This is a genomic window from Thermus sediminis (assembly GCF_003426945.1).
In the GTDB taxonomy this organism is placed as follows: Bacteria; Deinococcota; Deinococci; order Deinococcales; family Thermaceae; genus Thermus; species Thermus sediminis.
Window position 1 is genome coordinate 1926730 of sequence record NZ_QURO01000004.1, and the last position, 20149, is coordinate 1946878.

Below are 20149 nucleotides of genomic sequence, written 5' to 3' on the forward strand. Positions count from 1 at the left end.
GAAACCAAAGGACCTATGGCCGAAGACCTAGGGTTTTTGCCTGGCTATCACCTCCTTTGGGGCCGTGGTCCCCCGTACCACCAGGCGCACAGGGACCCGCTTGCCCGTGGGCGCCTCGCCTGCCAGGGCCTTGTGCAGCAAGGCTACGGCCTCCTCGGCGATGGTGGGGATGTCCTGGTGCACGGTGGTCAGGTCCTGCCCCACCTCGGGTAGGTCGTCGTAGCCCACCAGGCTCACGTCCCAGGGGATGCGGAGGCCCAGGTCCTCGAGGGCCGCCTTGGCCCCCAGGGCCATCTCGTCGGAGGCGGCGAAGAGGGCGGTGAAGCGCAGACCCCCCTCCCAGGCCCGGCGCACCGCCCGGTAGGCCCCAAGGGCTTCAAACTGCCCGTCCAGGACCAGCTCGGACTGGAACTTAAGCCCCTTCTCTTCCAGGGCCTTGCGGTAGCCGAGGAGGCGCTCCCGGCCCGCCTGGTGGTGGAGGTGGCCGGTGAGGTGGGCTACGCGCTCGTGCCCCAACTCCAGGAGGTGGCGGGTGGCCTGGTAGCCCCCGTCCACGTCCTCCGGGGCCACGGCGAAGACCCCGGGGTAGGCGCCGATGAGCACAAAGGGCCTTCCTTCCCGCTTCAGGTGCTCCAGCCTGGGGTCGTGGTCGTGGGCCCCGAGGAGGATGTACCCCAGGGCTTCCTCCCGGGGGAGGCCCACGGAGTCGGTGGCCACCTCCCTAACCCTGAGGCCCTCCTTGGCCAGGGCCTCGGACAGGGCCTCGAGGAGCAGGGTGAAGTACGGGGTGTACCGCCGCACCCTGGGGGCCAGGAGGAGGCCCACGGTGGCGGAACGCCCCACCAGTTCTCGGGCCGCCGGGGAAGGGGCGAAGCCCAGGTTCCGGGTCAGTTCCAGGATGCGGGCCCGGGTTTCTGGGCTCACGCCCGGGCGGTTGTTCAAGGCGCGGCTGACCGTGCCTACAGAAACGTTTGCTAGCTGGGCTATTTCTTTAACGGTGTAGCGCGCTTTTCTGCCCATCGTAAACGTTTACGAACACCATACCCTATCCCTCGCCTTCTGTCAAGTGGCCCTTCTGGGCTTCCCTTGTTCCAAAGGGCTACGGTGGAAGCAAGCGGCACCGCCAGATGGCCAAGCTCCCGCCGTTGGGCTATGGGAAGGCGGCCAGGCGCCTCCAAGAGGGAGGAAGAGACCAGAATCCCCCGCCCCTACCCCGCCCGACCCCCCTTTCCCCGTCGCCACTCCCCGCAGGGCCTCCCCCATCACCATCCCCAGTGCAGGCCAAGGCCAAAAGCCGCGGGGTCTGGGTCCCCAACCCCCACCACGTCCACCCGGTAGCCCCCCAAGACCCCTTGGCCCGCAGTAGGCCCCCAAGGGCCTCACCTCCCCCCCCGGCCAGGCTTCAGGGCGGTCCCCTCGCCCTCTCCGGATGGCGTGCCGCACCCCCGCTCCCTCCCTCACCCCCGGCCACCCGGCAAGGGCAAAGCGTCCCCCTTGGGGCAAAACCGCGCCCGGTCGCTCTTGTGGGCCGAGCCTGAGGCCAGGAGGGCGTGGCGCGAGCGGGCCGGCCTTTCCGTGCTCCTGGGGTCCGCTTTGGGGCCCCTACCCCAAATGAACCGCCAACCCCCGCTCCAAAAGGGGCATCGGGCCTTTGTGGGTGAAGGGAAGTATCCTGCATAAAAACTTATCCCTTTGCTGGAAACTGGTGGATAGGTTGGGTTCAACAGGGGGCTAAGGTTGCAAACTTATGCGGCAAATGGTAGTATGCGGTAGGTGGTAGAATGTCCAGCAAAGGGAGGTAAGCCATGTGCGCGCCCTTGGTGATGGAGACGGTGGCCCGTTCCCTCTCCCGCAGGGCCTTCCTAGCCTCGGGCCTTGGGGCCTTTTCGGGGGTGGCCCTGGCCCAGGCGAGGGTTCCCGGTAAGGCCTTCTCTCGGGCAGCCGACCTTACCCACGAGCTCTCCCCGGAGATCCCCCTCTTCCCTGGGGCTGAGCCCATGCGGATCACCACCCTGGTCACCGTGCGCCAAAACGGCTATTACGGCAACCGCTTGGACCTCTGGGAGCACTCAGGCACCCACATGGACGCCCCAGCCCACTTCGTGGAAGGGGCTCCCACCGCGGAGAGGCTCCCCGTGGCTAGCCTCATCGCTCCCCTGGCCATCATCCGCATCCGTGAGAAGGCGGCTAGGGACCCAGACGCCCAGGTCACTGCGGAGGATATCCTGGCCTACGAGAGGGCCTATGGCCGCCTGCCCAGGGGGGCCTTCGTGGCCATGGACTCGGGCTGGGAGGCTAGGTGGAAGGACCCCAAGGCCTTCCTCAACCAGGATGCCTCCGGCATCCTGCACTTCCCCGGCTTTTCTCCGGAGGCGGCGGAGTTTTTGGTGAGGGAGCGGGAGATCGTGGGCGTGGGGGTGGACACCCTCTCCCTGGACTTCGGCCCCTCCAGGGACTTTAGGGCCCACGTCACCCTCCTCGGCGCGGGGAAGTACGGGCTTGAGAACCTGGCGGGCCTGGCCCAGGTGCCCCCCTCTGGGGCCCTGATCTTCGTGGGTGGACCCAAGCACAAGGGAGCCTCCGGGGGTCCGGTGCGGGCTGTGGCGGTATGGTGATCTCTTGGCTTGGGGTTTTCCGAGGAGGTGCGGGGGCTCTTCGCCCGGTTTCAGGAGAAGACAGGTTTCGTACCCAACGTGGCCCGGGCCAGGATAGACCTAAAGCCTACCTACTCAGTTCCTGGGCCGGGCTTTGAAGCAATTAGGCATGAAGGAGGTGCGGCGATGAGGCGAATTCTTGCGGGACTCGGTTGGTTGACCCTTGGCGCTTTGGCCCAGGCCTGGAACATGGCCACCCCCTACCCCCCGGCCAACTTCCACACCCAAAACATCCAGCAGTTCGTCAAGGAGGTGGAGGAGGCCACGGGGGGTAGGCTCAAGGTCACCGTCCACCCCGGGGGCTCCCTCTTCCCCCATCCCCAGATCCTGCCCGCGGTGAGGAACGGCCAGGTGCAGATGGGGGAGGTGCTCATGTCCCTCCTGGCCAACGAGAACCCCCTCTTCAACCTGGACGCTATTCCCTTCGTGGCCACCAGCTATGAGGAGGCCTGGCGGCTCTACCAGGCCCAGCGCCTGGAGGTGGAGAGGTGGCTGGCGCAAAGGGGTGTGGTCTTCCTCTACGCAGTCCCTTGGCCGCCCCAAGGGCTTTACACCAGGCGGCCCGTGGACTCCGCCCAGGACCTCAGGGGCCTCCGCTTCCGGGCTTACAACCCCGCTACCGCTAGGATGGCGCAGCTCTTGGGCATGGCCCCGGTCCAGGTGGAGGCCGCCGACATTCCCCAGGCCTTCGCCACGGGGATTGTGGAGGCCATGGTGACCTCGGCCGTGACCGGGGTGGACAGCCAGGCCTGGGACTTCGCCCGCTACTTCTACGACGTCAAGGCCTGGATTCCCAAGAACATGGTGGTCATCGGCCGCCGGGCCTTTGAGAGCCTCCCGCCCCAAGACCGGGAAGCCCTCTTGCAGGCGGCGAGGCGGGCAGAGGAAAGGGGCTGGAGGCTTTCCCAGGAGCAGGAGACCAGGGCCATGCAGACCCTAGCGGGCCGGGGGATGCAGGTGGTGAAGCCGTCCTCCCAGCTCATGGCTGATTTCAAGCGGGTGGGGGAGGCTATGGTCCTGGAGTGGCAGCGGCAGGCGGGGGCCACGGGGATTAGGGTCTACCGCCAGTACCTGGGGCGGTGAGGGTGCTAGGGTGGGCCCTCGAGGCCCTCTACCGCCTGGCCGATGGGCTGGCCGTACTCCTGGGGCTCTTCATCCTTCTCGTGATCCTGGCCCAGGTGGCGGGGAGGTTCTTGGGGTTCGTAGTGCCCTCGGCCCTGGAGCTTGCCGGCTTCGCCACCGCGGGCCTCATCTTCCTGGGCCTCGCCCCCACGCTGAGGGCCGGAGGGCATGTGCGGGTGGTGGCCCTCTGGCAGAGGCTGCCTCCTGGATCTCGGGCTCTGGTGGAGCGGCTTAGCCTCCTCCTCAGCCTCCTGGCTGCCCTCTACGCTGCCCTCCAGGCCTGGGGCAGGGTTGGGGAGAGCCTCCGCTATGGGGACCTGGCCCCCGGGCTTCTCCCCCTGCCCCTATGGATTCCCCTGGCGGTGGTGGCCTTTGGGGTTAGCGTCTTCGCCCTGGCCCTCCTCGAGGCCCTTCTGAAGACCTTCCGGGGAGGAAGGACGTGAGCCTCCTTGGTATCGGCCTCCTTCTGGTGGCCCTCCTGTTCCTTCTCCTGGGCCTGGGGGTCTACGTGGGCCTGGCCCTCCTCCTGGTGGGCCTGGCCGGCCTCGCCCTCTTCACCACCGCTCCCCCTGGGCCCAACGTGGCCACGGCCCTTTGGACCAGCACCTCCGGGTGGAGCCTGGCCGCCCTGCCCCTCTTCGTCTGGATGGGGGAGATCCTCTACCGCTCCCGCTTGGCCCAAAGCCTCTTCCAGGGGCTTACTCCCCTCCTCGCCCGGCTTCCCGGGGGCCTGCTCCACGTGAACGTGGTGGCCAGCGCCCTCTTCGCCGCCGTTATCGGCTCCTCGGCGGCCACCACCGCCACCGTGGGGCGCTTCACCCTGCCCGAACTCCTCAGGCGGGGCTACCCCAAGCCCCTGGCCCTGGGCTCCTTGGCGGGAGCGGGCACCTTGGGCTTCCTCATCCCCCCCAGCGTGGTCATGATCGTCTACGGGGTCATGGCCGAGGTGTCCGTGGCCCGGCTCTTCATAGCAGGGGTGGTGCCCGGGGCCCTTCTGGCCCTCCTCTTCATGTTTACCGTGGCCTTTCTGGCCTTCTTCCGCCGGGAGGAGCTTCCCCGGGAGCCCGCCCCGCCCCTGGCCGAGGTCTTCCGAGGTCTTGGTGCCGTGCTCCCCGTCCTTGTCCTGATCCTCCTTGTTCTGGGTTCCATTTACCTGGGCGTGGCCACCGCCACCGAGGCGGCGGCCATCGGGGTGAGCGGGGCCCTAGCCCTCACCGTCCTAAGAGGAGAGTTCAACAGGGAGCTCTTACGGGAGAGTCTCCTTGGAGCGGTGCGCACCACTAGCCTGATCGGCCTGATCCTGGCGGGGGCAGGGGTCCTCACCTTGGCCATGGGCTTCACGGGCATTCCCCGGGCCCTGGCGGCCTGGGTGGCAGAGTCGGGGATCACCCCCCTCCTTTTCATCCTCTTTCTCAGCCTGGTCTACATCGTCCTAGGGTGGTTCCTGGATGGGATCTCCATCGTGGTCCTCACGATCAGCGTTATCCTGCCCGTAGTCAAGGCTATCGGCCTGGATCCCCTTTGGTTTGGTATCTATCTCGTGATCATGGTGGAGTTCGCCCAGATCACCCCGCCCGTGGGTTTCAACCTCTTCGTCATCCAGTCCCTCACGGGGGAGGACCTCTTCCGCATCGCCCGCTACAGCCTTCCCTTCATGGGGGTGCTCCTCCTCATGGTGGTCCTCCTGGTGGCCTTCCCGGGCCTGGCTACCTGGCTTCCCCGGACCATGATGGGAGGGTAGGGTGAAGCTGGTTCCCCTGTACCTCGGTTTCCCTGCCCGGAGCCACAGGGGTTACTTGGGCCTTTCTAGCGCCTACCTGGTCGTGGGGGAGCGCCTTTTCCTCTACGATACCCTGGGCTATGGGGAGCGGGAGGGGCTCTTTGCGCGCATGGAGGCCTTGGGGTTCTCGCCCTTGGACGTGGGAGTGGTCATCCTAAGCCACCTGCACTTTGACCACGCTGCCAATGCGGACCTTTTCCCTTGGTCGGAGGTGTGGGTGCATGAGGCGGAGCTGGACCATGCGCTCCGGGTCTACCGGGACCCAAGGGTGGACCCCGCCTGCCTGGCCTGGCTCCCTGAGGTCCTTCCGCGCCTGCGGCCCGTGGGGGAGGGAAGGGTGGCCCCGGGCCTCACCCTCCTCCACCTGCCGGGGCACACCCCGGGCCTTTTGGGCCTCGAGGTGGAGGGCCTTGGGGTACTGGTGAGCGATGCGGTAAAGAGCCGGTACGACCTGGAAGGACCAACTGCGCCCCCTTGCTGGAACCCGGGCTTGGCCCAAAAGAGCCGCCAGCGGCTCCTGGCCTATCCGAGGCTTTTCCCCGGGCACGACGTCCCCCTGCGCAAGGAGGGGGGAGCCTTCCTTCCCGAGGGGGAGGCGGAGATCCTCCTGAGGCTTGGCGATGGCAGGGAAGTGATTTTGCGTTTATAGGGGGTGGTGAAGGTGGTGGTGGACTTAAATGCGGACGCGGGGGAGTCCTATGGGGCCTTCACCTACGGCCACGACCGGGAGATCTTTCCCCTGGTGACCTCGGTGAACCTGGCCTGCGGCTTCCACGGGGGGAGCCCCGCCAGGATCCGGGAGGCCGTAGCCCTGGCCAAGGCCCACGGGGTGGCCGTGGGGGCCCACCCGGGCTTCCCCGACCTGGTGGGGTTTGGCAGGCGGGAGATGGCCCTTGCCCCGGAGGAGGTGTACTCCGACGTCCTCTACCAGCTCGGGGCCCTTTACGCCTTTTTGAGGGCAGAGGGGCTTGCCATGCACCACGTGAAGCCCCATGGGGCCCTCTACCTCAAGGCCTGCCGGGACCGGGAAACGGCCCGGGCCATCGCTGAGGCGGTGCGGGCCTTTGACCGGGGGCTTCCCCTGGTGGTCCTCCCTGGGACGGTCTACGAGGAGGAAGCGGTGCGGGCGGGGCTTAAGGTGGTGCGGGAGGCCTTCCCGGAGCGGGCCTACCTGCGAAACGGCCAGCTTGCCCCCCGCACCATGCCGGGAAGCTGGATCACCGACCCCGAGGAGGCGGCCCGGAGGGCCCTGGACATGGTCCATAAGGGCAGGGTGGAGGCCCTGGACGGGGGCGAGGTGGAGGTGCGGGCCGAGACCCTTTGCATCCATGGGGACAACCCCCGGGCCCCGGAGGTGGCCCGGGTGGTAAGGGAGGCCCTGGAGGGCGCAGGGGTGGGGATCCGGGCCTTCTGAGGTGCCCTATGGGAGGAAGGGGCTCGAGGGCCCAGCCCGGGCCTTACCTGTGGTATCCTGAAACCCCAAGGGAGGAAGGGATGGGCCGCCTACGGTGGGCTCCACCGGTTTCATTGGCTATGGGATGGGCGCTGGCCCAAAAGCCGCAGGCGATCGTCCCCCCTTTGCTGCGGAACCGCCCTTCCCGAGGCCGTGTCCCGCAGAGGTCCAAGTCCAGGCCCTTCAGTCCAAGGGTTGTTCATAGAATTTATGTAGATCGGCTACAACCTGGAGGTGAAGGGTGAAGACCAAGGCCGCGGTCCTGTTGGAGATGGGCAGACCCATGCCCTATGCGGCGACGAGGCCCTTGGAGGTCCTCGAGGTGGACCTGGAGGGGCCAGGGCTGGGAGAGGTCCTGGTGGAGGTGAAGGCGGCGGGGCTTTGCCACTCGGACCTTTCCGCCGTGGACGGCACCCGCCCCTGGCCCTTGCCCCTCGTCCTGGGCCACGAGGCGGCGGGGATCGTGCGGGCGGTGGGGCCTGGGGTTGGGGACCTAGCCGAGGGCGACCACGTGGTCTTTTCCTTCGTCCCCATGTGCGGGAACTGCCGCTACTGCGCGGCTGGAAGGCCCCATCTATGCGAACGGGGGGTGCAGGCCAACCGCGAGGGAAGGCTCCTCACCGGGGCCCGTAGGTTCTCCCTGGAGGGCAGGCCCCTGCACCACCACCTGGGGGTGGCGGCCTTCAGCCAGTTCACGGTGGCGGCCAGGGAGTCCCTGGTCCCCATTCCCAAGGAGGTGCCCCTGGAAACGGCGGCCCTCTTTGGGTGCGCCGTGGCCACGGGCGTGGGGGCTGTCCTCAACACGGCCCGGGTGGAGGAGGGGGCCAGCGTCGCCGTCCTCGGCCTGGGGGGCGTGGGCCTGGCCGCGGTGATGGGGGCGGCCTTGGCGGGGGCCCACCCCATTGTGGCCGTGGACCTCCTCCCCCACAAGGTGGAGCTGGCCAGGGGTCTGGGGGCGACCCATGGCGTCGTCGTGGGGGATGGGGATGCCGCGGAGGCGGTGCGGGAGATCACGGGGGGCGGGGCGGACTACGCCTTTGAGACCGCGGGCTCGGTGGCGGCCATGGAGCTGGCCTACAGGGCCACCCGGAGGGGCGGGGTGACGGTGACCGTGGGCCTGCCTCAACCGGAGAGGATGCTGGCCCTGCCCGCCGTGGGCCTCACCGCGGAGGAGCGGACGCTGAAGGGGAGCTACATGGGCTCCTCCAATCCCCGCCGCGATGTGCCCCGCTTCCTGGCCCTGTACCGGGCGGGGAGGCTGCCCGTGGACCGCCTGTTGACGGGGACCCTGCCCCTGGAGGCCATCAACGAGGGGTTGGACCGGCTGGCCCAGGGGGAGGCGGTGCGGCAGATCGTGATTCCCTAGAACGCTACCGACGGCTGGGAGGGCTAGAGTACGAAGGAGGAGGTGTTCATCTTGCCGGCTCTTGAAAAGGAGGTTTCCAGGGAGGCCCTGATCGGCGGGGCCTGGCGGCCCCTAAAAGAGCGGTTCCCGGTGGTCTCCCCGGCCACCGGGGAGGTGGTGGCCGAGGTGGCGGACTGCGGGGAAAAGGAGGCCCGGGAGGCCTTGGAGGAGGCGGTGGCGGCCTTTTCCACCTGGAGCCGGGCCACGGCCTATGAAAGGGCCCGGGTGCTCAGGCGCTGGTGGGAGCTCATCCTGGAGCACCGGGAACCCCTGGCCCGGCTCATGGCCCTGGAGATGGGCAAACCCCTAAAGGAGGGGAGGGGGGAGGTGGTCTACGCCGCGGGCTTCGTGGAGTGGTACGCGGAGGAGGCCAAGCGGATCTACGGGGAAACGGTCCCCTCCCAGTTCCCCCACAAGCGGATCCTGGTGCGCTACGAGCCCGTGGGGCCGGTCTATGGGATCACCCCCTGGAACTTCCCCGCGGCCATGGTGACCCGGAAGGTGGCCCCGGCCCTGGCGGCGGGGTGCACCTTCGTCCTCAAGCCCGCGGAGGAGAGCCCCCTGACCGCCTTGTACCTGGCCCGGCTCTTCCTGGAGGCGGGGGGGCCGCCCGGGGTCTTCCAGGTCCTCCCCACCTCCCGACCCGCCGAGGTCTCCCGGCCCTTCCTGGAGGACGAGAGGATCCCTAAGCTCACCTTTACCGGGAGCACCGAGGTGGGGCTTAGCCTCTACCGGGAGGCGGCCAAGACCCTGAAGCGGGTCTCCCTGGAGCTGGGCGGGGGGGCTCCGGTCCTGGTCTTCGCCGATGCCGATCTGGAGCGGGTGGTGGAGGAGACCCTGAGGGCCAAGTTCCGGAACGCCGGGGAGTCCTGTGTGGCGGCGAACCGGATCTTTGTGGAGGCTGCGATCGCCGAGGCCTTCGCCGAGGCCTACGCCGAGAGGGTCCGGGCCCTCAGGATGGGGGACCCCCTTTCCGAGGAGACGGACATCGGTCCCCTGGTGAACGAGGCGGCCCTCAGGAAGGTGCGGGCCCACGTGGAGGACGCCCTAGCCCTAGGGGCCTCCTTGGTGGTGGGCGGGGAGGCCAAGGGGCTCTTCTTCGCCCCCACGGTGCTTTTAGACGTGAAGCCGGAAAGCCTCCTCTTCCGGGAGGAGACCTTCGGCCCGGTGGCCCCCCTCACGGTCTTCCGGACCGAGGAGGAGGCGGTGCGCTGGGCCAACGGCTTCCCGGTGGGGCTCGCCGCCTACGTGTTCACCCGGGACCTCTCCCGGGCCTTCCGGGTGGCCGAGGCCCTGGAGTACGGGATCGTGGGGGTGAACGACGGGGTGCCCTCCACGCCCCAGGCCCCCTTTGGGGGGAGGAAGCGCTCGGGGTTGGGGCGGGAAGGGGGGAAGTGGGGCCTAGAGGAGTACCTGGAGGTCAAGTACATCTCCTTGGGGCTTTAGGAGCCGGGATCCCCGCTCTCCTTGGGTTTCCGCTTTGATGCCCAAGCGGAGGTACCTCACCTTCCCCTACGCCACCCCCGTGGCCCTGGTCTACGACTCGGGCAACTACGAGGAGGCCTTCCAGAAGGCCTTGGAGCTCGTGGGCTACTGGAACCTCCGCAAGGAGCAGGCGGAGCTCAGGGCCAAGGGGCGCTACCTGGGCATCGGCCTCTCCTGCTACATCGAGGCCTGCGGCCTCGCCCCCTCCAAGGTGGTGGGCCAGCTTGGGGCCCAGGCGGGGCTTTGGGAGAGCGCCCTGGTGCGGGTGGCCCCCACGGGCAAGGTGGAGGTCTACACGGGCAGCCACAGCCACGGCCAGGGGCACGAGACCGCCTTTAGCCAGGTGGTGGCCGACCTCTTGGGGGTTTCCCTGGAGGACGTGGAGATCGTCCACGGGGACACGGGCCGCATCCCCTTCGGCATGGGCACCTACGGCTCCCGGAGCGCCCCGGTGGGGCTTTCCGCCGTGGTCCGGGCGGTGGAGAAGGTCCTGGACAAGGCGAGGCGCATCGCCGCCCACCTCTTGGAGGTGGCCCCCGAGGACCTGGAGTACCGGGAGGGGCGGTTTGAGGTCAAGGGGGTGCCGGGGAAGGCCAAGGGCTTCCAGGAGGTGGCCCTCCAGGCCTACCTGGCCCACAACCTGCCTGAGGGGATGGAGCCGGGCCTGGAGGCCACGGCCTTCTTCGATCCCTCTAACTTCGTCTTCCCCTTCGGCACCCACGTGGCCGTGGTGGAGGTCTTCCCCGAGACCGGGGAGGTCAAGCTCCTCCGCTACGTGGCTGTGGACGACTGCGGCCCCCAGATCAACCCCCTCTTGGTCAAGGGGCAGGTGGAGGGGGGCGTGGTCCAGGGCATCGCCCAGGCCCTTCTGGAGGAGGGGGTGTACGACGAGAACGGCCAGCTCCTGACCACGAGCTACATGGAGTACGCCATGCCCAGGGCGGCCCACATCCCCCGGATCGAGCACGGCCATACGGTGACGCCCTCCCCGGTGAACCCCCTGGGGGTCAAGGGGATTGGGGAGGCGGGGACCATCGCCGCGGCCCAGGCGGTGGTCAACGCGGTGATGGACGCCCTTAGGCCCTTTGGGGTCCGGCATCTGGACATGCCCCTTACCCCGGAGAAGATCTGGCGGGCCCTTCGGGACAGGGTTCCCGTGGCTGCTGACTAGGGAGGTCTGGGATGTACCCGGCAAGCTTCCGCTACCTCCGGCCGCAGACCCTGGACGAGGCCATCCGGCTTCTGGAGGAGAACCCGGAGGCCAAGCTCCTGGCGGGGGGGCACTCCCTGATCCCGGCCATGAAGCTCCGCCTGGCCACCCCTCCTCTCCTCGTGGACATTGGCCGCCTCCCCGAGCTTAAGGGGATCCGCGAGGAGGACGGGGCCTACTTCGTGGGGGCCCTCACCACCCACGCCGAGCTGGAGCGCTCCTCCCTCCCCCTCCTCCCCCTGGTGGCCCGGGTGATCGGGGACCCCATGGTGCGCAACCTGGGCACCCTTGGGGGGAGCCTGGCCCACGCCGACCCCGCGGCGGACTACCCGGCGGCGGTCCTGGCCCTGGAGGCCGAGATCCTGGCCAGGGGGCCCAGGGGGGAGCGCTGGATCCCCGCCCGGGACTTCTTCCAGGGGATGTTCCAGACCGCCCTGGCCCCAGGCGAGGTCCTCGTGGGCCTAAGGGTCCCCAAGCTCCCCGGGTACCGCTTCGCCTACGAGAAGTTCCTCCACCCCGCCTCGGGCTACGCTGTGGTGGGCGTGGCGGCGGCGGTCCTCCAGGAGGGGGAGGCCCTCAAGGATGTCCGCCTGGGGGCCACCGGGGCGGCCTACGGGCCTTTCCGCCTGGAAGGGGTGGAGGCGGCCCTCAAGGGGGGTGCGGGCCCCGTGGAGGCCACCCGGGACTACACCCCCCCTGTCCCCCTGGCCGAGGACCGCTTCGCGAGCGCCGAGTACCGGCTCCACCTCCTCCGGGTCCTGGCCCGGCGGGCCCTGGAGAGGGCCCTGGCCGGATAGGGGTTCACCGGGCGGGCCTGGGGGGCTAACCTGGAGGCCATGGACCCCAAGCCCGCCTTCGCCCTGGAAAGCCCCGCGGCGGTGGCCGCCCTCCTGGAGAGGGAGCGGTACATCGCCGAAGAGGGGCTTGCCGTCGCCACCTTCCTGGCCCTGCGCCTGGGGCGGCCCCTCCTCCTGGAGGGGGAGCCCGGGGTGGGGAAGACGGAGGTGGCCCGGGTCCTGTCCAAGGGCCTTGGGGTGCCCCTGGTGCGCCTCCAGTGCTACGAGGGGCTGGAGCTGGAGCAGGCCCTCTACGAGTGGGACCACGCCCGGCAACTTCTGGAGATCCGCCTCCTGGAGTCCTTGGGGGAGCGGGACCTGGACCGCCTGCGGGCGGGGGTCTACCGGGAGGAGTTCCTCCTGAAGCGGCCCATCCTGGAGGCCCTGGAGCTAGGGGAGGCGGTGCTCCTCATCGACGAGGTGGACCGCACGGACGAGGCCTTCGAGGCCTTCCTCCTGGAGGTGCTCTCCGACTTCCAGGTCACCATTCCCGAGCTCGGCACCCTCAGGGCCAGGGCCCGGCCCCTGGTGGTCCTCACCTCCAACCGCACCCGGGAGCTCCACGATGCCCTGAGGCGGCGGTGCGTCTACTACTGGATCGACTACCCCTCCCTGGAGAAGGAGCTGAGGATCGTGCGGGCCCGGCTCCCCGAGCTCCCCGAGGCCCTGGCCCGCAAGGTGGTGGCCCTGGTGCAGCGGGTGCGGGGCCTGGGCCTCCTCAAGCCCCCTGGGGTGGCGGAGACCCTGGACCTCGCCGCCTCCCTCCTCGCCCTAGGGGTGGGGGACCTGGCCCCTGAGGCCCTGGACCCCGCCCTCGGGGCCCTCCTCAAGGCCCGGGAGGACGTGGAGAGGGTGCGGCGGGCCTTGGGGGACCTCCTCATGGCCCTCGGATGACCGACCCCCGTATCCTCGAGACCCCTCTTCTTCGAGGCCTCCTGGGGTTCGTGGGGGCCCTCCGCGCCGAGGGCCTCCACCCGGGGAGGGCCCAGGTCCAGGCCTGGCTCCAGGGCCTCCTCCTGGTCCCCTGGGAGGGGGAGGCCTTCTACCTGGCCTCCCGGGCCCTCCTCGTGGGGCGCAAGGAGGACTACGCCGCCTTTGACCGGGCCTTCCGCCGCTACTTCGGCCACCTCAGGCCCAAGGCCCTTCCCCGGCCCCAGGCCCAGGGAACCCTTCCCGTCCTGGGCTCGGGGGAGGCGGAGGGGGAAGGGGTCCTGAAGGGGGCCTACAGCCCCCTGGAGCGCCTCCTCAGGCGCCCCCTGGAGGGCCTGACCCCGGGGGAGGCCCTCCTCCTTGCCCGGTTGCTCGCCGCCCTGGCCTTCCCGCCCCCCCGCTTTGCGGCGAGGCGGAGGCGCCGGGCTCCCAAGGGGGAGAGGCTATCCCTCCCCGCCACGCTGCGGCGGGCCTTGAGGACCGGGGGGGACATCCTGGAGGCCCGCTTCCTCAGGCCCAGGCGCCAGGCCTACCGCTACTACGTCCTCCTGGACGTCTCGGGCTCCATGGCCCCCTACGCCCGGGCCCTCTTCCTCCTCCTCCAGGCCCTGAAGGGGCGGGGCCTCCCCCTGGAGGCCTTCGCCTTCGGCACCCGCCTCACCCGCATCACCCCCCTCCTCCCCCTGCCCCCCCAGGAGGCCCTCCCTGGGCTTGGCCGCCTGGCCGAGGACTTCGCCGGGGGGACGCGGCTCGGGGAGAGCCTCAGGGCCTTTCTGGAGGGCGAGGGGCGGAGGCTTGGCCGGCGGAGCCTCCTCCTCGTCCTGAGCGACGGCCTGGACCAGGGGGACCCTGAGGCGGTAGCCCGGGCCCTAGGGGCCCTGAGGCGGCGGGTGCGCCGGGTCTACTGGCTCAACCCCCTGGCGGGCCTCCCTGGGTACGCCCCCCTGGCCCGTGGGATGCGGGCAGCCCTGCCCTACCTGGACGCCCTCTTTCCTGCGGGGACGGGGGAGGAGCTTTTGGCCTTTCTCCGCCGCCTCAGGGACCTCCCCTGAGGAGGGTGGCCGCCCCCCGGGCGAGGAGGCGGAGGGCGTCCCGCTCCGCCAAGAGGGGGCCGGCGTAGGCCCCGGGGCGGCCATAGAGGAGGAGGGCGGGCCCCAGGCGGAAGAGGGGGGTGCGCCGGAGGAGGGCCGGGTGGGGGGGCCGCGCCAGGGGAGGGGAGGGTGGGGGAGGGTCCAGCCCAGGGCCCGCACCAGGTGGGCGTAGGCCTCCCAGGTGTCCACGTCCAGGCTCCAGGGCCCCGGGCCCAGCTCCACCACCCGGGCCCCCAGGGCCAGGAGGAGGCCCTTGGCCCCCTGGTCGCCTTGGATCCGCCAGGCCTCCCTCCTGGCCTCCTTCCCCAGGAGGGCGGGGCTCATGGCCACTCCCCCGTGCCCCGAGAGGACCCCGGGTTCGCGAAAGGCCCTGAGGAGGGCTTCCAGTTCCCCTGGTCCCACGCCCCCTTGGTCGGCGGGGAGGACCAGGACCGGCCCCTCGGGGAGGGCCCGGAGCCCGGCCTTGAGGCTTTGGGAGAGGCCCAGGGCCCAGTTCCTGCTATGGGCCAGGCGGACCCCCCTCACCCCCTCCAGGGCCCGGCGGTGGAGAAGGGCCTCGTGGCCCAGGACCACGGCCACCTGCCCTGGGACGCTCTCCCGCAGGAGGAGGGCCATGCGGCGAAGGAGGGTGCCCTCGGGGGCGGGGAGGAGGAGCTTGGGGGCCCCCATGCGGCTTGCCCCCCCGGCAGCCAGGAGGAGGCCGTGGAGGCTCACGCCTTGTGGATCTTGCCGGGGCGGTGCCGGAGGGACCCCCCTTCGTAGCCCCGGGACACGGCCAAGACCTCCCCTAGGACCGAGAGGGCAATCTCCTCGGGCCCCTCGGCCCCGATGTCCAGCCCCACGGGGTTGTGGATGCGGGCCATGGCCTCTGGCCCGAAGGCGAACCCCTCCTTCTCCAGGGCCTCCCGGAGCCTCTGGAAGCGGTCCCGGGGTCCCAGGACCCCGATGTAGGGGGCCTGGGAGCGGAGGGCGTAGGCCAGGGTTTTGCGGTCCCTTTCCAGGTGGTGGTTCATGATGACCGCATAGCTCTGGGGCCCGAGGAGGCCTTCGGGGAGGTCCTCGGGGTGGGCGAGGACCAGGCGGCAGCCGGGGAAGTTCCCCTCGTGGACGTAGGCCGCCCGGGGGTCCACCACGGTGACCTTGAAGCCGTAGCGCCGGGCCAGTTGGGCCAGGGGGATGGCGTCGTGCCCGCCCCCGAAGAGGACGAGCTCCAGGGGAGGGGCGTGGGGGTCCAGGAAGACCTCGGCCCCCGCCACCTCCAGGAGCTTGGCCCTGGGGGTCTGGGCCGCCAGGAGCGCCTCCCCCAGGGCCTTGGTCCCCTCTTCCAACGCCCTGGGCTCCATCCTGCCCTCCCAACGCCCCTCCCGGTAGAGGAGGCGGCCCTCGCCGCCGGAGAGGGCGGTGGCCAGGAGGCTTGGCTCCTCCCCTCTGAGGCTCTCCAGGAAGGCCAGGAGGAGGGGGTCCGTGAGGGGTTCCAGGTAGACCTCCACGCTCCCCCCGCACCCCAGGCCGAGCCCCCAGACCGTATCCTCCTCCAGGTCGTAGGCTACCCGGAGGGGCCTTCCCGTCTCCATCACCTCCAGGGCCCTTTGGGCCACGTCGGGCTCCAGGCAACCCCCCGAGAGGCTGCAGACCGTGGTGGCGTCGGGGAGGACGAGCATCTTGGCCCCCTCCCTGCGGTAGGCAGAGCCCCGGACCCAGATGACCGTGGCCAAGGCTCCCCGGTTGGGGGAGAGGGCTTCCAAAAGGCTTGCGATCTCGGCCGGGCTCATGGTGGTCCCCTCCATTTTAGGGTTTGCGGGTCCAGGAGGCGAGGGGGTGGGGCGGAGGCTGGCGGCGGGCGGGTTGCGTCCCGTGGGAGTGCGGGAGGCCCCATCGGCCCCCACCCAGACCCGGGAAGGGCCCCCGTCAGGACCTGGGCTCCCCCGGGCCTGCGTAGATGTTCATGCGGCCGGGGCGCAGGAAGCCCACCAGGGTGAGGCCGAAGGCCCGGGCCAGGGCCACGGCCAGGCTGGTGGGGGCGGAGACGGCGCAGAAGACCGGGATCCCCGCCATCACCGCCTTGGCCAGGAGCTCGTACCCCGCCCGGCCGCTCACCAGGAGGAGGTGGCCGTGGAGGGGAAGCCTCCCCTCCAGGAAGGCCCAGCCGATGAGCTTGTCCAGGGCGTTGTGCCGCCCCACATCTTCCCTAAGGGCTAGGAGACGCCCCTCCTGGTCGAAGAGGGCAGCGGCGTGGAGGCCCCCCGTGGCGCGGAAGAGGCGCTGGGCCTCCTGGAGGCGCTGGGGCAGGGTGAGGAGGAGCTCGGGGTCCACCCCTAGGGGCGGGGGAGGGGCGGAGCCCAGCCGGGCGGGGTCCAAGACCTCCCCCCGGCCACAGGCCCCGCAGGCGGAGCTGATGGCGAAGCGCCGCTCGGGAAGCGGGGGGATGGGGCGGCGGAGGAAGACCTGGAGGACGTTCTCCCGCTCCTCAGGGGGGAGGCTTCCGTCCGTGCAGGGGGCCATGGCCAGGATCTCCCCGGGCTCCCTCACCAGCCCCTCGGTATAGAGGAAGCCCGCCGCGAGCTCCACATCCTGCCCCGGGGTGCGGAGGAGGACCCCCAGGGGGGCCACCTCCTCCCGGTAGCGGAGCCGGATCTCCAGGGGGGCCTCGGCGGCCACCTCGTCCACGACCTCCCGCCACCTGCCCCCCTCGAGGCGGGCCACCCGGACCCTGGCCTTGGCCCTCATGGCCTAAGGATAGGGGAGGCCTCGGCGGGAGCCCGCTCCACGCGGGCCACGATCTCCTTGTAGGCGGGGATGCGGGCCAGGGGGGAGCGGGCCTTGGGGTCTACCAGGACGTTCCCCTCGGGCCAGTGGACCTCCAGGGTCCCCTCCTTGACCTCGGCCAGGTGGACCCGGCCCACGTAGCGGCCGAAGGGGTTCTCCAACGCTACCTGGTCCCCCGGCTTAAGCCCTAGGCGGGCGGCGTCCTTGGGGTTCATGTAGACCGCATCCCGCGGGGCCCCGGTGAGGGGGTCCTGGTCCTCGTGGACCATGGAGTTGAACTGCTTCCCCCGCCGGGTCACCACCCGGAAGGCCCCCTGGGGCACCTCCCGCCGGGGTAGGGGGACAGGGGCGAAGCGGGCCTTGCCCTCGGGGGTGGGGAAGCGCCAGCCCTCGCAGAGCCTCCTCCCCCCGTACTGGAACTGGTCCCCCTTGGCCTTGAGGCGCCCGATCCCCTCGTAGAAGGGGACGACCCGGGCGATCTCCTCCCGGATGGCCCCTGTGGAGGCGAAGCGGAAGCGGTCCCTGAGCTCGGGGCGCACCCGGTGGACGAGCTCTTGGAAGACCTCCCACTCGGGGCGGGCCTCAGGGGGCCTCGGGCCCGGGATCTCTGGGCTATAGATCACCCGCCTCTCCGTGGAGGTCTCCGTGACCCCGCCCGGGACCTCGTAGCGGGTGGTGGCGGGGAGGAGGAGGACGGCCTCGAGGGGGTCCACGAGCATCTGGCCTGAGAGGACGATGTCCTGGTGGACCCTCAAGGGGATCCGCCCCAGGGCCTCCTCCACCCCAAGGGGGCCAGGCATGACCTCGCGGAAGTCCCCCCCGATGGCCCAGAGGACCCCGAGCTCTCCCTTCAAGGCCCTGTCCAGGGCCTCGGGCAGGGTGAGCCCCGGGCTTGCGGGCACGGGGAAGCCCCAAAGGGCCGAGAGCCCCCTGGCGTTCTCCTCGTTCACGGGTAGCCCCCCGGGAAAGGCGGTGGCGTAGGCCCCCATCTCCGCCCCGCCCTGGACCCCGGATTGGCCGCGGATGGGCATGAGGCCGCACCCCTCGCGGCCCACGAAGCCCTTGAGGAGGGCCAGGTTGACGATGGCCCGCACGTTGTCCTCCCCGTGGGTGTGCTGGGTGATGCCCATGCTCCAGACAAAGACCGCCCGCTCTGCCCGGCCCACCATCTCCGCAAAGGCCCGCATCTCCTCCCGGGAGACCCCCGAGGCCTCCTCCAGGGCCTCAAAGGGGGTGGCCTCGAGGAGGGCCCTGTAGTCCTCAAAGCCCAGGGTGTGCTCCCGGATGAAGCCCAGGTCCACCCAGCCCTCCAGGAGCATCCACTTGGCCGCCCCGTGGAGGAGGGCGATGTCCCCCCCGGGGAGGATCTGGAAGAAGCGGTCGGCGATCCGGGTGCCGAAGAGGGCGCTTTCCAGGTCGGAGGGAACCCAGTAACGGGCCATCCCGGGCTCCCGGTGGGGGCCCACCACGGCCACCTTGGTCCCCGCCCGCTTGGCGTGGTAGAGGTACTTCATCATCACGGGCTGGTTGTTGGCCACGTTGGACCCCAGGAAGACCACGAGGTCCGTGCCGATGAGGTCGGTGTAGCTGCAGGTGGTGGCCGCCACCCCCAGGGCCTCCTTGAGGGCCTGGGTGGAGGGGGAGTGGCAGACGCGGGCGGCGTTGTCCACGTGGTTGCACCCCAGGGCCCGCACCGCCTTCTGGACCACGTAGTAGGTCTCGTTGGGCGTGCCCCGGCTGGTGAGGTAGAAGAAGGCCCCATCGGGGAGGTAGCGCCTCAGGTAGTCGGCTGCGAGGTCCAGGGCCTCGTCCCAGGGGATGCGCCGGAAGCCCCGCTCCCCCCTGAGCCGAAGCATGGGGTAGGGGAGGCGGCCCAGGAGCCTAAGTTCCCGGCTCCGCCTGCCCCTTAGGGCCTCGGCGTCCCCCAGGACCCTGGGGTCCAAGGGGGGCAGGGTGTTCAGGCGGAGGAGCCTCAGGCGCACGTTGCAGAGGTGGACCCCGTGGACGGTCCAGTCCTCGAGGCCCGAGGTCCCCAGGGCGCAGCCGTCGCAGACCCCGTCCCGGAGGATCCGCCAGGCGTAGCCCAACTGGTCTCGGTTTTCCCAGATGGCGCGGAAGACCTCGTAGAAGTTCTCCAAGTGGGTGAGGGGGATCCGGCTTGCCCAGAGCTCTGGGGCCAGGCCCCGCTTGGGCGGCCGGACCCAGGCCTTGGGGCGGCTATAGAGGGGGTTGGGCATTGGCACCTCCTAAGCGGTTGTTCCCACCTACCCTAGTACCCCTGACCGGTCCCCAGGGTGTCTTTAGACACCTTGGCCCTACCGAGGCAAGGCGCCTCCGATTTATCCCCCTTCTGCGTCCCACCTGGGCTCGCGGAGCCCCTGAAGTCACCCTCTAAGGCTTTGGTGGGGAGGCGACCCATTTCTCGGTAGTGGGGAGGGAGGGGCTTGTTGCGGACCCCCCTACCTGGAGCTAGTGGACGCCATCCCCCTTCTCCCTGAAGGGATGCGGCGAGGGAAGAGCCTTGAGGAGTTCCCCGCCGAGGAGAGGCCCCCGGGGAGCTTGGGCCCTGACCCCCTGCCAGCGGCCTAGGCCTCCCACCGGCCCCTGGCCTAAAGGCCGGGCCTACTCCCCAGGACTGGAGGTTCCTCCGCTGGGAGACCAGGTCGTCTTTGAGCAGGGGACCGCTTCCCCAAGGGGCCATGGACCTAAGAAGCTGGCCGTGGGATGCCTCCTACGGGACCTCGCCTGACCTCTTCCGTGCTATGCTGGAAGTGGCCCCAAAGGGGGCGAGAGAGATGCCTAGGGAAGGGGAGTTCAGGGCCGGCAACCGGTCACGTCGGACTCCCGGGAGGCCCTTCCCTTGGACCCTGAGGGTGTTCCCGGCGCTCTGCGTGGTCCTCTTGGGTCTTCTCGCGGGATGCGGGGGGGAGGGGACCGCGGAAAGAACCGCTCCGCCGCCCTCCCCAACCGGGGGTTGGGTGGAGCTCGCCCCGGGGATCTGGTACTGGGAAGAGGAGGGCAGGATCAGCATCGATACGAAGCCCCCGCTTTTCACCGAGGAGGGCGTGCAAAGGTTCGCCGAGTTCGCCCAGGGGCGGATGGCCCAGGCAGCCTTCCCCGAGGAGAGGGAATTCTGGCAAAGGCAACAGGATTTTGTGAAAGGGCAGTACGCCCTCTGGTCGGACGAGGAGAGGGTGATCAGGGCTTTGGAGAACGCGGCTATTCTTCCCCAGGACGAAAGCCAACGCCAGGGCCTAAGGGAGAGGCTGGGGGAGATCATCCAGCAGTGGAAACGGCATGGCCCCGGTAACCCTCTTGGGGACACTAGAGGGTTGCCCCTGGAGCCCCAGGGCCCCTGAGGGAGGGGTGGCGGGCGGCCCTTTGGGCGGCGCGCCCGAGGGCCTCGGTTTGGTTCAG

Annotated in this window: 17 protein-coding genes and 1 pseudogene; 13 read left to right on the plus strand and 5 right to left on the minus strand. The window is 70.1% G+C overall.

Translation table 11 applies throughout. From position 1 onward, the window contains the following. Positions 1-27: 27 nt before the first annotated feature. Positions 28-1020 carry a LacI family DNA-binding transcriptional regulator gene (locus ATI37_RS10975; protein WP_117238379.1) on the minus strand — a complete coding sequence of 331 codons (993 nt, stop codon included), beginning with the start codon at positions 1018-1020 and terminating at the stop codon, positions 28-30. Positions 1021-1805: 785 nt separating this feature from the next. Here ATI37_RS10975 and ATI37_RS10980 point away from each other — a divergent pair. The 12 genes from ATI37_RS10980 to ATI37_RS11035 all read left to right on the plus strand — a co-directional run bounded on the left by ATI37_RS10980 (position 1806) and on the right by ATI37_RS11035 (position 13927). Then, positions 1806-2615, plus strand: a complete 810-nt coding sequence (locus ATI37_RS10980) for a cyclase family protein (protein ID WP_117238380.1) — start codon at positions 1806-1808, stop codon at positions 2613-2615. 165 nt (positions 2616-2780) lie between these two features. After that, complete coding sequence (locus ATI37_RS10985; RefSeq protein WP_117238381.1) at positions 2781-3737, plus strand: TRAP transporter substrate-binding protein; 957 nt, start codon at positions 2781-2783, stop codon at positions 3735-3737. Next, complete coding sequence (locus ATI37_RS10990; RefSeq protein WP_117238382.1) at positions 3734-4219, plus strand: TRAP transporter small permease; 486 nt, start codon at positions 3734-3736, stop codon at positions 4217-4219. The genes ATI37_RS10985 and ATI37_RS10990 overlap by 4 nt, the downstream gene beginning before the upstream one ends. Next, positions 4216-5517: a TRAP transporter large permease gene (locus tag ATI37_RS10995; protein ID WP_117238383.1), complete on the plus strand. Its 1302-nt coding sequence runs from the start codon at positions 4216-4218 to the stop codon at positions 5515-5517. Before ATI37_RS10990 ends, ATI37_RS10995 begins: the two co-directional genes overlap by 4 nt. Position 5518: 1 nt before the next feature. Beyond that, on the plus strand, positions 5519-6205 hold the full coding sequence (locus tag ATI37_RS11000; RefSeq protein ID WP_117238384.1) for an MBL fold metallo-hydrolase: 687 nt from the start codon (positions 5519-5521) through the stop codon (positions 6203-6205). A gap of 12 nt (positions 6206-6217) precedes the next feature. Further along, positions 6218-6970, plus strand: a complete 753-nt coding sequence (locus ATI37_RS11005; RefSeq protein WP_117238614.1) for a LamB/YcsF family protein — start codon at positions 6218-6220, stop codon at positions 6968-6970. A 280-nt stretch (positions 6971-7250) separates the two neighbouring features. Continuing rightward, positions 7251-8375 (plus strand): zinc-dependent alcohol dehydrogenase family protein, encoded by a 1125-nt coding sequence (locus ATI37_RS11010; protein WP_117238385.1) that lies wholly within the window; start codon positions 7251-7253, stop codon positions 8373-8375. A gap of 42 nt (positions 8376-8417) precedes the next feature. Then, positions 8418-9860 (plus strand): NAD-dependent succinate-semialdehyde dehydrogenase, encoded by a 1443-nt coding sequence (locus ATI37_RS11015; protein WP_269801879.1) that lies wholly within the window; start codon positions 8418-8420, stop codon positions 9858-9860. 37 nt (positions 9861-9897) lie between these two features. Continuing rightward, positions 9898-11070, plus strand: a complete 1173-nt coding sequence (locus tag ATI37_RS11020) for a xanthine dehydrogenase family protein molybdopterin-binding subunit (RefSeq protein ID WP_117238386.1) — start codon at positions 9898-9900, stop codon at positions 11068-11070. An 11-nt stretch (positions 11071-11081) separates the two neighbouring features. Beyond that, on the plus strand, positions 11082-11906 hold the full coding sequence (locus ATI37_RS11025) for an FAD binding domain-containing protein (RefSeq protein WP_117236985.1): 825 nt from the start codon (positions 11082-11084) through the stop codon (positions 11904-11906). A gap of 39 nt (positions 11907-11945) precedes the next feature. Next, positions 11946-12839 carry an AAA family ATPase gene (locus tag ATI37_RS11030; protein ID WP_117236984.1) on the plus strand — a complete coding sequence of 298 codons (894 nt, stop codon included), beginning with the start codon at positions 11946-11948 and terminating at the stop codon, positions 12837-12839. Beyond that, positions 12836-13927, plus strand: a complete 1092-nt coding sequence (locus ATI37_RS11035) for a vWA domain-containing protein (protein ID WP_117236983.1) — start codon at positions 12836-12838, stop codon at positions 13925-13927. The genes ATI37_RS11030 and ATI37_RS11035 overlap by 4 nt, the downstream gene beginning before the upstream one ends. Positions 13928-14212: 285 nt before the next feature. Here ATI37_RS11035 and ATI37_RS12270 read toward each other — a convergent pair. From ATI37_RS12270 to ATI37_RS11055, 4 genes and pseudogenes are all read right to left on the minus strand, one after another. Further along, a pseudogene (locus ATI37_RS12270) lies at positions 14213-14680 on the minus strand (nucleotidyltransferase family protein); the annotation flags it as partial. Continuing rightward, complete coding sequence (locus ATI37_RS12530) at positions 14677-15738, minus strand: XdhC family protein (RefSeq protein WP_198665558.1); 1062 nt, start codon at positions 15736-15738, stop codon at positions 14677-14679. The gene ATI37_RS12530 and the pseudogene ATI37_RS12270, both read right to left, overlap by 4 nt. 136 nt (positions 15739-15874) lie before the next feature. After that, positions 15875-16693: a formate dehydrogenase accessory sulfurtransferase FdhD gene (gene fdhD, locus ATI37_RS11050; RefSeq protein ID WP_117238389.1), complete on the minus strand. Its 819-nt coding sequence runs from the start codon at positions 16691-16693 to the stop codon at positions 15875-15877. Then, on the minus strand, positions 16690-18969 hold the full coding sequence (locus ATI37_RS11055) for an FdhF/YdeP family oxidoreductase (RefSeq protein ID WP_198665559.1): 2280 nt from the start codon (positions 18967-18969) through the stop codon (positions 16690-16692). The genes fdhD and ATI37_RS11055 overlap by 4 nt, the downstream gene beginning before the upstream one ends. Positions 18970-19710: 741 nt before the next feature. Between ATI37_RS11055 and ATI37_RS11060 the strand changes: the two genes are divergently transcribed. Continuing rightward, positions 19711-20091, plus strand: coding sequence for a hypothetical protein (locus ATI37_RS11060; RefSeq protein WP_117238391.1), 381 nt, complete (start codon positions 19711-19713; stop codon positions 20089-20091). Positions 20092-20149: the final 58 nt, after the last annotated feature.

Bases quoted from the DNA above. Each gene is read 5' to 3' on its own strand.
- ATI37_RS10980 (WP_117238380.1), top strand. From the start codon at position 1,806: ATGTGCGCGCCCTTGGTGATGGAGACGGTGGCCCGTTCCCTCTCCCGC.
- ATI37_RS11025 (WP_117236985.1), top strand. From the start codon at position 11,082: ATGTACCCGGCAAGCTTCCGCTACCTCCGGCCGCAGACCCTGGACGAG.
- ATI37_RS11030 (WP_117236984.1), top strand. From the start codon at position 11,946: ATGGACCCCAAGCCCGCCTTCGCCCTGGAAAGCCCCGCGGCGGTGGCC.
- ATI37_RS11035 (WP_117236983.1), top strand. From the start codon at position 12,836: ATGACCGACCCCCGTATCCTCGAGACCCCTCTTCTTCGAGGCCTCCTG.
- ATI37_RS10985 (WP_117238381.1), top strand. From the start codon at position 2,781: ATGAGGCGAATTCTTGCGGGACTCGGTTGGTTGACCCTTGGCGCTTTG.
- ATI37_RS12530 (WP_198665558.1), bottom strand. From the start codon at position 15,738: ATGAGCCCGGCCGAGATCGCAAGCCTTTTGGAAGCCCTCTCCCCCAAC.
- ATI37_RS10975 (WP_117238379.1), bottom strand. From the start codon at position 1,020: ATGGGCAGAAAAGCGCGCTACACCGTTAAAGAAATAGCCCAGCTAGCA.
- ATI37_RS11055 (WP_198665559.1), bottom strand. From the start codon at position 18,969: ATGCCCAACCCCCTCTATAGCCGCCCCAAGGCCTGGGTCCGGCCGCCC.
- ATI37_RS11020 (WP_117238386.1), top strand. From the start codon at position 9,898: ATGCCCAAGCGGAGGTACCTCACCTTCCCCTACGCCACCCCCGTGGCC.
- fdhD (WP_117238389.1), bottom strand. From the start codon at position 16,693: ATGAGGGCCAAGGCCAGGGTCCGGGTGGCCCGCCTCGAGGGGGGCAGG.